Source organism: Dyadobacter sp. (genome assembly GCF_017744695.1).
Classification (GTDB): Bacteria; Bacteroidota; Bacteroidia; order Cytophagales; family Spirosomataceae; genus Dyadobacter.
Map to the genome: position 1 here is coordinate 281,203 of NZ_JAGIAS010000002.1, position 14,269 is coordinate 295,471.

Below are 14,269 nucleotides of genomic sequence, written 5' to 3' on the forward strand. Positions count from 1 at the left end.
GAATTACTCTTTCTACAACGAAATCCGGCAATTAATCATTACGAAAAGTAGCCGCAAATCGTTGCACTTTAAAACCGGGACACGCTTGCAGGTGCGATGGTTGAAAGCAGTAAGCCTATTTTCTGATGCAGTTTCTCCGGCTCGAACGGTTTTGAAAGCGTATCGTTCATCCCGGCTTCCAATGCTTGTGACACTTCTTCGGGCAATACCGTGGCCGAAAGCGAGAGGATCGGCGTTGTAATATGCAGCTCCTCGCGCGCTACGCGTGCCGCCTGGAAACCATCCATTTCGGGCATACGTGTATCCATGATGATCAGGTCGAAAAACGCTTCGCGCAACTGGTCCACGGCTTCTTTTCCATTGCCCACGATCACCGCATTAAGCTGCCACGCTTTGAGGTATTTCTTTAAAAGCAATGCGTTTATCGGATTGTCCTCGGCTACCAGCACCTTCTTGCCATCGAAAGCCGGCAGGTTCTGGAACGAAACCGCCGGCTTGCCGTCGCCTGTCTTTTCGTTTGCGTCCGGAACGATCAGCGTAAAGAAAAACTGGCTACCCTGACGGAAACGGCTGTTCACTTCCAGCTCGCTGCCCATCAGGCGCACGAGTTTCTGTGAAATAGTCAGCCCGAGGCCGGTACCGCCGTATTGGTGCGAGGTATTCTCCGAAGCCTGGCCATATTCCGAAAAAATGTTGGACAAATGCTCATCCGACATCCCGATGCCCGTATCCTCCACCGCGAAGCGAACCCTGTGCCCCGCCGGCGTTTCGGCCAGATGCTCCATTTTTAATGTCACATTACCGGTTTCGGTGAACTTTAAGGCGTTGCCGGTCAGGTTCAGCAAGATCTGGTTCAGGCGCATGCCGTCCACGGTAACGGATTCGGGGATTTGCTTGCTGATTTCCAGACGAAGTTCCAGCTTCTTTTCGTCGGCCTTAAACTGCATTAAATCAACGATCTGCTTGCCCAGCACCCGCAGGTCCGTAGCCGTAGGAATGATCGAGAATTTCCCTTCGTCGATTTTAGATATATCAAGAATGTCGTTCAGGATATTCAGCAGCGATCCGGACGACTGCCGGAGCATATTTACCAGCTCCTCCTGCGCGTCACTGAGATCGGTCGCCGACAACAGGTTTCCTAACCCGATAATGCCGTTCAGCGGCGTTCGGATCTCGTGGCTCATATTGGCGAGGAATGATTCTTTCGTCTTACGTGCCTTCTCCGCTTGCGTTTGCGCGTCTATCAACGCCAGTTCATGCGCTTTTCGCTTCTCTACGTCGTGCAGGTTGACGAATAGCAACCGGTTTCTATACATAATCCGCAGTTCCAGCCAAACAGGTTGCCGCAGCCTTCCGTAGAACTGGTCTTCCACCACAATCGTCTCGCCCCCCACAAAACTACGCTTCACAAGTACTTCGCGCAGGCCGGACCTCAACGGATCTACCAGCAAATCGAGCATGGATGTCCTGATCAGCGAAGCCGGCGAAATGCCCAGGATAGTCTCCACCGACGGATTGATGGACAATATCGATCCCGTATCAGGCTCCACAGTTGCAATGATATCCGGCGAATTCAGAACGATCGTCGCGTAGTTTTCGAGCAGCTTGTTTTTCTCCCGTATTTCACGCTGGCTGCGCGCCAGTTTGATGAGCGAATCCACTTTCGCATTGGTGATATAAGGATCGAGCGGCTTGTAGAGGTAATCGATAGCGCCCGTTTTGAGGCCCCGCACGGCGTAGGTCGTTTCCTTTGAAATAGCCGTTACGAAAACGATCAGGATCTCCCGGGTTTTAGGGTTGGAAAAAAGCGTCTCGGCAAACTCGAAACCGTCCATTCCAGGCATTTGAACATCCACCAATGCCACGGCAATCTCGTTTTCCCACACCATCCGCAGCGCCTCATTGGGCGAGGTTGTGGCGTATATTTCGATGTCGTCCCGGTTCAGGATCGCTTTGAGTGAGATCAGGTTTTCCTCCCTGTCGTCCAGCAGCAAAAGTTTTGTATTATCCATGGGGTTATTCGTTGAGTAGCTATTGAAGGATATCGTTGATTATCGAAAAAAGGTTTCCATCGACCATTACCTGATGCTTTTCATAGGCTAAAAGAGCCTGTTCCGGCATGCGCGGGGATTCCGCATCGGCCGGGTTCTGGACGTACGTCGGGAAGCCTCTTTCTGCCAATGCTTTCATTCCGAAAGCGCCGTCGGCACTGGAACCGGAAAACAGCATGGCCGCTTTCACGGGAATGCCCGAGACGGCGGCAGACAGAAAAGTAGCGTCAATGGAGGGCCGGGAAAAAAAATCCTTGTCGGTACGGTCGTAGTAAAACCGCTGATCGGGGCCTATCAGCAGGTGATAGTCGGGATAAGCAAAATAAATGGAATTAGCTTTGATCGGATCCAGATGATAGGGCTCACTCATAGCTACATTCGTCTTGTTTTTAAATATTTCGGGCAAAACGGCTGTACTGGATTTACCACGATGCAACACAAAAATCAAGGCAAAAGACAACGGGTTTCTAACCAGCCGGATAATCTCCTCAAAGATCGCAAAGCTCCCTGACGACCCGCCGATCAGCACCAAACTCAATGCACCATTGTCCTTTGCCATACTCATCTGATCTTCTGATAAATGTTCAATGTGCTGTCGACCACTTTGAAATTCTCTTCCAGACCCGAGTAACGCAGCGTTTCGCGCTTCCCCAGGCAAAGAAAACCTAACATACTCAGACTGTCATACAAAAGCCTGAATACTTTTTGCCTCAGTTCGAGGGTGAAGTAGATCATCACGTTCCGGCAGCTGATAAACTGGAATTCGTTGAACACGCCGTCGCCCGTGAGGTCATGCATTGAAAAAACAATGTTACTCCGCAGCTCCGGCAACATGGCCGCCTTGTTGTAAGCCACATGGTAGTAGTCCGACAATGAATGTTGCCCTCCTGCCGCCAGGTAGTTTTCCGAGAACGTCCGCACATTACCCAGTGTGAATATGCCCTCACGCGCGGCCGTAAGCGCCTTGTTGCTCAGGTCGGTCGCGTAGATCAGCGACCTGCCCAGAAAGCCGGCTTCTTTGAGAAAAATGGCCAGCGAATAAGCCTCCTCACCTGACGCGCACCCGGCCACCCAGAAACGCAGCGTCGGGTACGATTCGAGATAGGTGAATACTTCCGTCTTCACCTTCATAAAGAAATCCGCATCCCGGAACATCTCCGAATAGTTGACCGTGAGCTCCTGGATGAGGCCGTACACAACGTTCCCGCCTGGTTCTATATACGCTAGCAGTTCGTGGAAATTCATTTTATGGGTGGTCAAATACCTGCTTGCCCGCCGCAGCAGCGACGGCCTCGCGTAACCCGAAAAATCGAACCCCGATATCTCTCTGATCCGCACAATGAGTATTTCCAGTTCGGAGTATTCCATCAGCACCATAACTACGCAGTTTGTAACCAGACCTTAATAAGCGAAAGCAGCTTGTCAACATCCACCGGTTTTGAAATATAATCATTCGCACCGGCTTCGAGGCATTGCTCCCGATCACCCTGCATTGCCTTTGCGGTTACCGCGATAATAGGAATATTGGCCCATCTTGGCACTTGTCTGATCCGCCGTGTGGCCTCGATGCCGTCCATTTCAGGCATCATCACGTCCATCAATATCAGTTCGATCCCAGGATTATCTTCCAGCTTATGGATCGCCTCCTTGCCATTTGTAGCGATTTCAATGCTGAAACCGGCATCTTCCAGCACTGCACTCAATGCGAAGATGTTACGCATATCGTCGTCCGCAAGGAGCAGCTTCTTGCCGGTGAAGAGCTGCCCGGCATTCACAACCGCGTTGCTGAACGACTCCTTCGGCGCTTCGGGCTCATGCGTTTTTGGCTGGATCTTTTTAAGAAAAAGCTTTACCTCGTCGAGCAGCCGTTCATTGGATTTTTTCGTTTTGATCACCACCGGGTGAGCGTATTTCATCACGCGCCCCAGGTCGGCCTGGGTAAGGTCTTCGGCCGTATTCACCACCACGGGCAGGTCATTCCATTGCGGATTTTCTTTGACTTTGTCCAGAAGATCCAACCCGTTCATATCTGCCAGCCTTACATCCAGGATAATGCCGTCGACGCGGTCCGATCCGAGGATCGACAACGCTTCTGCAGCCGAATAGGCATAGAGCACGAAAATGTTGTTGCTCACCAGGAAATCGCCCAGATATTTGCTCTGATATGCGTCGTCCTCAATGAGCAGGATCCGCTGCTGGTCAAGGTCTTTTCCTTCGAGTTTCAAAGCCGCGAATATCTGCTGGGCCGACTGTTCATCCACCGGCTTCTGCATAAAACCGATGGCACCTCTTTTGAGCATTTCGTCATTGAAATAATCTCCCGAGGACACCGTATGTACCGGGATCAGGCGTGTCCGGGTATCGCGTTTCAACTCGCTCAAAACCGCTTCGCCCGGCATGTCCGGTAAATGCATATCCAGGATAATGGCCGTCGGGTTGAATGTCTCTACCATCTCCAGCGCTTCCCGGCCGTTGGTCGCTATTTGTACTGCAAATCCGCTCGATTGAGCCTTTGCGGCCATATCCGCCGCGAAAACATCGTCATCCTCGATCAGGAGCAAACGGCGCGATTGGCCATTTCCGGATACCTGTGGTTGCGGCGCCTGTGGCTGCCGCTTCGTCGGTTCAGCCGCGGGTTCCTGCGGGGCCACGGGCGTTTGCACGTCCGATTCCGTCACATCAGGGATTCTTAGTGTAAATACCGAACCTTCGCCCGGGATGCTTTTCAGGGAAATTGACCCGTTGAAAAGGCCAGCGAGCTCCCGGCTGATCGACAGCCCCAGGCCGGTACCGCCGTATTTGCGGCTTGTAGAACCGTCAGCCTGCTGGAATGCTTCAAAAATCGACGCCTGTTTGTCCAATGGAATCCCGATACCGGTGTCGGCCACCTCGAAATGCAACTGGCCTTCGTGCTTCGAAATGACGAGGGAAACCTTGCCAGGCGCCGACGTGAACTTTACCGCATTGGAAATCAGGTTGCGCAGTATCTGCAACAGGCGGGTATGATCGGTAAACAAGGTAGCAGGACAGGAATCCGCCTTCTCTACCTGCAATGCAAGGCCCTTGTTCTCGGCGACTTTCTGGAAAGTACTCTTCACCTCCTCCAAAACCGATTCCGTACTGATATTTTCATGGACCAGCTCGATCTTCCCGGCCTCCACTTTGGCAAGGTCGAGGATATCGTTGATCAGCGTCAGCAGGTCGTTTCCGGAATTGTAGATCACCGAAGCATAACGTTCCTCTTCCTCGTTCAGCCTCGCCCCCTTGTTTTCACCGAGAATACGGGACAAAATCAGGATGCTATTCAGCGGCGTGCGTAATTCGTGGCTCATATTGGCCAGGAATTCGCTTTTAAACCGACCGCTCCTTTCCAGCTCGTCGGCTTTGATCTGAATCTGATCGCGCGCTTCCTCAATGGTACGCTTCTGTTCTTCGAGCATGAATGCCTTTTCTTCCAGCTCGGTATTGATCTGTTTCAATTCCTCCTGCTGCACACGCAGCTCCTCTTCCGAGACTTGCAAAAGCGACGTTTGCCGGGTAAGCTCCTCGTTGGTAACCCGCAGCTCTTCCTGCTGGCTTTCGAGTTCTTCCGCCTGTAATTGGGTCTTTTCGAGCAGTTCGTTGGCCATTTCACGCGCGCGGGCCGCCATGATCGCCACTGCGACATTGTCCGAAACCATATTGAGCAATTTGACGACTTTCGCGCCCGGATCTTTCAGATAGCCAACCTCGATAACCCCGGCAGAGCTGCCATCGAAACTAATATTCTTCATTAAAACCGTCCCCGGCGCCGAATCACCTGTCGCCGTCCGGACCTGCAAATAACCCGGCGCCACGTCCATTTGCTTGATATTGCCTCTCTCTGCTGCAAACTGTCCCAGTATTCCGTCTCCAAACGGTATGAAAGCGGGTGCCGCCGATGCCGAAACGCCATGGGTCGCCGACCGTTCGAGCATATCGCCCGAATTTGTCACGAGATACATCGCCGACACCTGTGATTCGGTCACTTCCGCCAATTTGCCCAGCAATCGCTCTGAAAGTTGGGTTAATGTAGGTTCGCCGCGAACCGCGCTGGACACTTCGATAGCCGCATTCAATATCCAGTTCTTCTCCTGGTCCTCCAACCCCAGCTGTTCCAATTGCTTGTTAGCAAGCTGCATAGCCTGCTCACCGGCACGCTGGGCGAGGTATGTTTTACGGATAAAATAATATAGTAAAAGGATCACCAGGAAAAACAGCGATGAACCGATCACAATGTACTGCTTGGCGCGCGTGGAGCTGGCCGCAGCAAGCTGTTCCCGCTCCGTCAATAACCCTTCCTCCAAATTTTCGATACGGCGAAAGCTGAATTCAATTTTGGAGGAAACATCTTTCCCCTGTAAAACAATGTGCTGGATGGTGTCGAGACTGTACTTATCCATTTTCAGGACTTCATACTGCCGGTCCATCAGCTCTACCCTCGTTTCAAGAAGGTCGGACAGCGAATCCACCCGAACACTCTGTATTTTATTGTCCCTGACCAGCTTCTGCAATGTTTCGACGTCCTTCCAGATGTCGGTAGAAGCTTGCAGATAGTTCGCTTCAAACGCCCGGTTGCCGGTAATGGCAAAGCCACGGACATTCGCCTCGGCGGTCAGCAACCGGTTTTTAACAGAAGTTGACACCCGCATTACCTCCCGCGTATGGTCCACCCAGCCGGCATTTTCCTGTTGCAGGAGAATGGCATTGTAAGACACGTATCCTACTACGAGTACTAAAAGAATTGAAAAAGAGATTCCCAGTAAAACCTGGCGCTGAAATGTAAGTTGCATAAACGTTGAATATCAATTAAGCCCGACAGGCGTTCAAATACTATAAATTACTTTTACTGTTCTACCCATTCTGCCATTTCGTCTTCCAGGGTAATCAGCACCCCGCGCGAAGACTTGCTGTTTTCCGAGAAAGCCCTGATCAGTTTTTTCAGATGCCTGCGCGGTTCATCGGCACTGTTACCGCCTACAAACGACATGAAGATATATTCCCCGCCCGGCCGCTGAACGACCCTGTCTATATGCAGCATTTTCCCGCCCGGCACCAGCAATTCCCTGTTAATCTGAATATGGTTTTCGTCCTGGTAAAGCATTTGTAATGAGGGGTCTTGTAAAAGTGAAATCGTCAGGTTCTCGATCTCCCGGGTTTCTTTCCGGGTAAATATCCCCTCGCCCACGAGCTTCTCCAGTGCTTCGGGAAGATCCGAAACAGTTTTTAGCCTGGTGAGCAAATACCGCATTTTTTGCAGACGGTCGTGCCTCGGCTCGAAGGTTTGCACATCGAAAATGCGGTCGGCCATACGGCGGAGGCGCAATGACTCGGTGCGATCGTTGCTTAATATGTTTTTCAGTACAAAAGGGCTCGTACCCGCGCTTACATGTGCATGCCTCAGAGCACCGGACGCCTCTGCTATCACATATCGGGAGATCGTGTCATCCCATGCAGGCATAAAACCTTCCTGGTTCAGATAATCGCGCAGCCAATGGTTGATCTGTTGCCCCGATTCCCACCTGCGCTCCCGTTTCGCAAGCACATACAAGCGCTGCACGGGTCGCGTGAATGCTACGTAAAGCAAGTTCAGGTTCTCGATCAGCGTTCGCATGCGCTCTTCGCGGTATTGCTCGCCTACTACCGTGTTTTCGAGCTCTTTCACAACCGAAACCATCGAGCTCCGCAGTTTGGCATTTGTATAATGGGGCTTGTCCTCCAACCGTATTTCCTCATAATCGACCTCATCCATATCCACCCAAAGCCGGTCGAGGCGCGCATTCGGTGTCACTTTCCATTGCGCATACGGAATGATCACCACCGGATATTCCAGGCCTTTCGACTTGTGTATAGTGGTAATTCGAATAGCGTCGGTCCCCTCCGGCACGGTAATCGAGAACTTGTATTTCGCTGACTCCCAATAAGTCAGGAAATCGCCGAGATGGTTGCTTCTCCGGTTGCCAAATTCCAGTACCACATCCAGGAAGCGGAACAGGTATTCACTTTCCAGCTGCTGCTTGAAAAGCCCGAATTGCTGCATGAGCAATTCCGTGAGCTCAAACACCGAGACCTGCCGCATTTTGAAGGAGGTAATGGTAATGTCCCATTTCCGGAAGTATTCGAGGAAACTGTCGAGCCCGCGCTCTTCGCAAAGCACCCTGATTTCTTCATACTCGTGCGGTGCCGGGTTTTGCCTGCGGATCACCTGGTGGAACAGGTAAGCCGCCTCATACCGCGCCAGCCGGTGATCCGAGCTGTGCAGCACCTTCATAAACGAAATAATGAAATGCACCGAACGCGAGTAAGCCAGCGACAACGCGTCATCGGAAATGAGCGGAAAGCCGGCCTCTTTCAGGGTGTTGGCCAGGGTGGTGGCCTCTTTTTTCTTCCGGCACAAAATGGCGACATCGCGCCAGTGGTAGCCTTCTTCACGGAGCGCATTCACCAGTTCCAGCGCCCTTCGGGAAATCGGGTCGGAGGATGATTCCTCGGTACCTTCCTCCGCGGACTCGTTCATTTCCAGAAACTCGATTTCCACATGGCCTCCCTCGCTCACGCCGTCCGGTATTTCCTGGCTGAAATGCTCGTCGTATACCTCGCGGATCAGCGGGTATTCGTCGCCCAGCGAGTCGGCGATGAAGCCGAAGAATTGGTTATTGAACTCGGTAACTTCCCGGAAGCTGCGCCGGTTGGTTTTGAGATGGTTGATATGCAGGTAGTTATCCAATGCAAACAGCCGTTCGTCATTGAATGGGCTGTTGCCCAGAATACTACCCAGCCGCATCACCTGGTTTTGGGCCAGGTGTAATATCAAGTCCATATCCCCACCGCGGAACCTGTAAATCGACTGCTTTGCGTCGCCGACGATCAGGTTAAAGAATCCGCTGGATAATGCATTCTCGATCAGCGGCAGCAGGTTCGCGAATTGCAATTTGGACGTATCCTGAAACTCGTCGACCAGAATGTGGTTATACTTTTCCCCCAGCCTTTCAAAAATGAACGGTACCGGCTCGCGGGCCACGATATCGACGATCTTCCGGTTGAAATCCGAGATATGGACCTGGTTATTCTGCTTCAATAACGCATCGAACTCCTTGCGGATCTCGCCCAGGAGCGACAGGTTGTAAATATGCCTTTCGAGCTGATTGTACAACGTAATTTTTCCGGTTTCTGCCGACCGTATGTTTTCAAGCTGGTGGAAATAATTTTCCAGATCGGTACGGAGACGTTCTATTTCGTCGCGGATCGGTGCGGGTGTTTTCGCACCGTACCATACACCTTCGCCGATGGTCTTGTAAACGTAAGAATTGGGTTCCATCCAGAGCTTCTTGCCCTCGGCACGGTCACGGAAGTAGCCGTAAATGCCCCTTCCGCTCTGGTGGAAGTCTTTTTCGCTCAGGTAGGTAGACTGGATCAATTCAAATGCATTTTTCGCGTCTTTGGTCATCATTTCCTCCCGCCCGCGTACGAAGTCGCGCATTTGTTTGCGCACGGCGATCCAGTCCTCCATTTTAAGGTCCTCCACGCGCTTCATTTGCATGTAGCTCTGTTCGCTCAGTAATGTTCCCGCGGTGTCGCGGATCTGCATCGGCAATGCGCCCCAGTTTTTGCCCTCCTCGGCATTCTCACGGTAGTATTTTTCGACAATATCGGTGAGTACTTCTTCACCTTCCTGACCAATGCGGGCCAGCAGGCGATCTACGGCGTCGTCCAGCAGGTCTGCGTCGAGTTGGGTTTCAAATACAAACGGGATACCTAATTCATCGGTAAAACTGCTGATCAGCCGCTGCGTGAATTTATCGATCGTCATCACCGAAAAGTCGGAGTAACGGTGCAGGATTTGCCCGAAAACCATTTGCGCGCGGGCGGCGATCAGCTGACAGGCGCCCGCGAACAGTTCCGCATTATGCTCCGTATCCGGGTACATTTCGACCACCACGTCACGCATCATCGGGTGCAGACGGGCGTCGTTCCCGGTATATGCCGAGAATGTACGCAGCATCAGCAGAATACGGTCCTTCATTTCATTGGCAGCCGCATTGGTAAACGTCACCGCCAGAATATGCCTGAAATACAACTCCGAATTGGAATGCAGGGCCAGTTTGAGATATTCTTTGGTGAGGGTGTAAGTTTTCCCCGAGCCGGCTGATGAACTGTAAACTTTAAACACTTTGTGCTGATGTATGGGTGAAGCGAATGAGAACCGCAGATCAAATTAAACAAAAAAAGCAGGCTTGCGCCTGCTTTTCGTATGCTTTTGAAAGAAGTATCGCTTAAAGATTGAAGCGAATACCGGCCGAGATGTTGGGGCTCAGGAAGAATGGCTTTCTCAGCAGCTCCACGTAGGTTCCTCCTTCAAGGAACACCGAGATCCGGTTGTCGGGGATATAGTATTCAAAACCACCCAGCGCCGAACCGCCCAGGGTAAGGTTTTTTTCGTAATCGCCGTTCAGCCGTTTCGGGTACGAACGACGGTTGTTGATCTGCCCGCCAATACCGTAATACACATGCACCGCCTCCGAGTTGAATAATGGCGTGTGCCACAAATAGTGCATTTGGAGCGAGATACCGGTGTTTTTGTAAATTCCGTTATCGCCGCGGTACTTACGGTCATTGCCCAGGATACCACCAAAAGTACCGACGGTCACGTCGATGGCATGGATGTTGTTGAAGTACTTCCGGATGTTGACACCGGTGGGTTCACCGAGTTTGAAACCTACCGCCCAGTTGTCGTATTGGGCCTGTGCCACTCCGAAGCAAAGTGCGCAAATAAAAGTTAAGGCTAATTTCTTCATAGTTAATTAAATCGGGGAAATGTTCCTGGAACGTTGAAACAACAGCTACACAATAACGTTCTGAGGCTGGAATTTCTTTAATGATTCGATCAAAACTTCATTTTCTTCTTTTGTTCCTACCGTAATCCGCAGGCATCCTTCGCACAAATGTACCCGCGAACGGTCACGCACGATAATCGTCTCACGGATCAGATAGTCCATCACCGCTTTCGCATCTTCGAACTGCACGAGCAGGAAGTTGGCGTCCGTAGGATGTATCTTCACCACGATCGGCAGGGCTTGCAGTTGACCCGTCAGCACATCGCGCTGTTCGAGAATATCAGCCACCATCTTGTCTTTCTTCTCGATGCCGTTCAGGCCTTCCAGCAATGCCTGTTGCGCAGGCAAGCTGATATTGTAAGGTGGTTTGATCTTGTTCAAAATACGGATCAGCTCCGGTGACGCGAAACACATTCCTACACGGATACCCGCGAGCCCCCAGGCTTTGGAGAATGTCTGCAATACCACCAGATTAGGATATTTGTCCAGATGCCGGATCCACGAAGGCTCGTCGGTGAAGTCGATATAAGCTTCATCCACTACCACCAGTCCGCTGAAATTTTCGAGAATGGTTTGAATCGCGTCCGACTGCATTACATTCCCCGTCGGGTTATTTGGCGAGCAGATCCAGATGATCTTCGTCGAAGGCGTAACCGCATTTAAAACGGCTTCGGTATCGATATGATAATCATCGGTAAGCGATACCTTATCGATCTTCACATCGTGGATCGAAGCGCTTACTTCGTACATGCCGTAGGTCGGCGGCAGGATGATCACATGGTCATGCCCCGGCGTGCAAGTAGCGCGTGTGAGCAGATCGATCGGCTCGTCGCTGCCGTTTCCGAGGAAGATACGGTCGGGGCTTACCTGCTTGATCGGGCTCAGTTTCTGCTTGATTTCGGCCTGATAAGGATCGGGATAGCGGTTGTAATTTTCACCGGTCACCGAGCCGTAAGGGTTTTCGTTCGCGTCCAGAAATATACCCACATGGCCTGTATATTCGTCTCTTGCGGATGAATACGGGGCCAGCGTGATAATGTGCGGGCGAAGGATTTTGTTTAAATCGAAACTGGTGTTCATACTATGGAAAGTTACGGCGCTGCCGTGTGTGGATTTCTAAATCTTTTTGAAAAGCCTTTTATCGAAATTCAGCGGCTCTATATCGGTAATGCGGAGGGAAACAACGTCGGGATGCATCGGATTGACCAGGTAGTTTTGTTCGGCCTTCACCACCACCGACGGAACGCGCAGCAAAAGGCTGTTGCCCGCTTTCAGCCACGAATCGCCTACTCCCTTGCTCCATTGCTCGTCCTCGGGCCATTCGGGCACGAGCGACGGCTCCGTTACACTCGCAATATCATCGGGGATTTCCAGGGAAACAATCACGTAATTCGGGGGTGTCACGGTTTTATGCCAGTGCACGAGCACTTCCAGCATGGCCAGCGACCGGTGGGAAGAAGTATAAAGCATGGCATTTCTCGGGGTGTTCCATCGTCCCCCGTTGTAGAAAGCCCCTATTCCACTCAAATCATCCTGATATTCCGATCTTGTTATCCTGAATAGCTCCATTAAGCGAAAATACCGTGTTCCATGCGCCCTAATTCGGTTTTGACCAGCTCTATACCCGCATGGGTCCGTAAAAAGCTGATCGGTTTCTCACTACCCAGCGCAGGCACCTCGTTGTTCAGCCAATCGAGGAAATATTCTTTACCCAAAACCCGGTTCCCTACGGAGAACAGATCGGCCAGGGCGATCAGATGATCGGAAACTACATTGCTAAGCAGGTCAATATCATTGTAACGCTGCAAATTCCTTGAAGTAACAGGCAACAGCGCTATCACATCTTTAATATCCATTCCGATAGAGTCAGCCAGATGCTGAATAGAAGCTTTCGGAACACCGTTTTCGGCCAGGTAAGCCAGGTCGAAGTCATTTTTCACAGCATGTTTGAGGGTTTCGTAACCTCCCAAACGTTCGTTAACCATGTATGCTGTCATCTTTCAGTAATTTTAAGGCCGTTGAAATTTGTCCTCTAATTTAGGACAAATTTCCCGGACTTGGAATTTTTCACAAAAGATTTTTCAATCGGATGCTCACGGCATTCTTATGGGCATCGAGTGATTCGGCTGCCGCCATGGCTTCCACGGTAGGTCCGATGTTGCGGATACCTTCCTCGGTAATATGCTGAACCGTGATTTTTTTCACAAAACTATCTACGGAAACCCCGCTGTAAGCCCTTGCATAACCATTGGTAGGCAATGTATGGTTGGTACCCGATGCATAATCCCCGCATGATTCGGGTGTGTAGTTACCCAGGAATATGGAACCGGCATTATAGATCTTCTCCGCAACCTCTTCCGCGTTGGCAATACTGAGGATGAGGTGCTCCGCCGCATATTCATTCAGTATTTCAATGGCTTCTTCCTCAGTTTCGACGAGAATCGCCTTGCTGTTCGTCATCGCTTGTGCGGCCAGCTCTTTGCGTGGGAGCACTTCCAGCTGCTCTGCCAATGCGATATTGACCGAACCAAGCAGTTTTTTGCTGGTCGAAACGAGTAAAACCTGGCTGTCGGCGCCGTGCTCGGCTTGTGAAAGCAGGTCGGCTGCTACGAAACAGGGTAATGCGGTATCGTCCGCAAAAATGGCAACCTCTGACGGCCCCGCAGGCATATCGATCGCCACACCTTCCTTGCTGACCAGCATTTTAGCAGTAGTAACATATTGGTTTCCAGGCCCAAATATCTTGTAAACCTTTGGAACACTCTCGGTACCATAGGCCATCGCAGCAATCGCCTGCGCGCCGCCAATGCGGAATGCTTTGGTAACGCCTACTAATTTCGCAGCATACAAAATAGCCGGGTGGTCGGACGGCGTGCAGAGCACAACCTCCTTACAACCGGCGATCTGAGCGGGAATGCCGAGCATCAGCACCGTGCTGAACAATGGAGCCGAACCACCGGGAATGTAAATCCCCACTTTCTCGATCCCCACGCTTTTGCGCCAGCAGGTAACGCCGGGCATGGTTTCCACCTTCTCAGGTGCTTGCAGCTGCCCTTTGTGGAATTTGTAGATATTCTCATAAGCCTGACCGATCGCCGCTTTCAAGGCATCGTCCAACTTATCGCCTGCTTCGGCTATGTCTTTTTCCGAAAATGCGAGGTCGGTCAGTTCAATTTTGTCAAATTTCAGGGCGAGGGCTTTAATACCCGCGTCGCCTTCCTGCTTCACTTGTTCGAGTACAGGCTGCACCCGTGCCTCGATATCCTTGGCTTCCAGAACGGGCCGCGCCAGCAATGCGGGCCACTGTTCCCTTTCCGGAAATGGAATGATATTCATAATGTCAGCATCAAACCCGGCTCTCCGGGG

General features: G+C 51.5%; 10 protein-coding genes. All 10 read right to left on the minus strand.

Annotated elements, in window-relative coordinates; genetic code table 11:
- Nucleotides 1–68 precede the first annotated feature (68 nt).
- The 10 genes from J7619_RS08690 to hisD all read right to left on the minus strand — a co-directional run bounded on the left by J7619_RS08690 (nt 69) and on the right by hisD (nt 14,239).
- Nucleotides 69–2,012 (minus strand): response regulator, encoded by a 1,944-nt coding sequence (locus J7619_RS08690; RefSeq protein ID WP_291197012.1) that lies wholly within the window; start codon nt 2,010–2,012, stop codon nt 69–71.
- 19 nt (nt 2,013–2,031) lie between these two features.
- The gene (locus J7619_RS08695) at nt 2,032–2,610 is read right to left on the minus strand and encodes a chemotaxis protein CheB (RefSeq protein WP_291197014.1); all 579 of its coding nucleotides are present in this window, start codon (nt 2,608–2,610) and stop codon (nt 2,032–2,034) included.
- A gap of 2 nt (nt 2,611–2,612) precedes the next feature.
- Nucleotides 2,613–3,428: a protein-glutamate O-methyltransferase CheR gene (locus J7619_RS08700; protein WP_291197016.1), complete on the minus strand. Its 816-nt coding sequence runs from the start codon at nt 3,426–3,428 to the stop codon at nt 2,613–2,615.
- Between the two features lie 2 nt (nt 3,429–3,430).
- Nucleotides 3,431–6,862: a response regulator gene (locus J7619_RS08705; protein ID WP_291197018.1), complete on the minus strand. Its 3,432-nt coding sequence runs from the start codon at nt 6,860–6,862 to the stop codon at nt 3,431–3,433.
- 53 nt (nt 6,863–6,915) lie between these two features.
- Nucleotides 6,916–10,239 carry a UvrD-helicase domain-containing protein gene (locus J7619_RS08710; protein WP_291197020.1) on the minus strand — a complete coding sequence of 1,108 codons (3,324 nt, stop codon included), beginning with the start codon at nt 10,237–10,239 and terminating at the stop codon, nt 6,916–6,918.
- A 103-nt stretch (nt 10,240–10,342) separates the two neighbouring features.
- Entirely contained in the window at nt 10,343–10,864 is a 522-nt protein-coding gene (locus J7619_RS08715) for a hypothetical protein (protein WP_291197021.1), read from the minus strand.
- A 45-nt stretch (nt 10,865–10,909) separates the two neighbouring features.
- Nucleotides 10,910–11,983 carry a histidinol-phosphate transaminase gene (gene hisC, locus J7619_RS08720; protein ID WP_291197023.1) on the minus strand — a complete coding sequence of 358 codons (1,074 nt, stop codon included), beginning with the start codon at nt 11,981–11,983 and terminating at the stop codon, nt 10,910–10,912.
- Between the two features lie 36 nt (nt 11,984–12,019).
- Nucleotides 12,020–12,472 (minus strand): RES family NAD+ phosphorylase, encoded by a 453-nt coding sequence (locus J7619_RS08725; RefSeq protein ID WP_291197025.1) that lies wholly within the window; start codon nt 12,470–12,472, stop codon nt 12,020–12,022.
- Complete coding sequence (locus tag J7619_RS08730; protein ID WP_223401441.1) at nt 12,472–12,900, minus strand: antitoxin Xre/MbcA/ParS toxin-binding domain-containing protein; 429 nt, start codon at nt 12,898–12,900, stop codon at nt 12,472–12,474. The genes J7619_RS08725 and J7619_RS08730 overlap by 1 nt, the downstream gene beginning before the upstream one ends.
- 70 nt (nt 12,901–12,970) lie before the next feature.
- The gene (gene hisD / locus J7619_RS08735) at nt 12,971–14,239 is read right to left on the minus strand and encodes a histidinol dehydrogenase (protein WP_291197029.1); all 1,269 of its coding nucleotides are present in this window, start codon (nt 14,237–14,239) and stop codon (nt 12,971–12,973) included.
- Nucleotides 14,240–14,269: the final 30 nt, after the last annotated feature.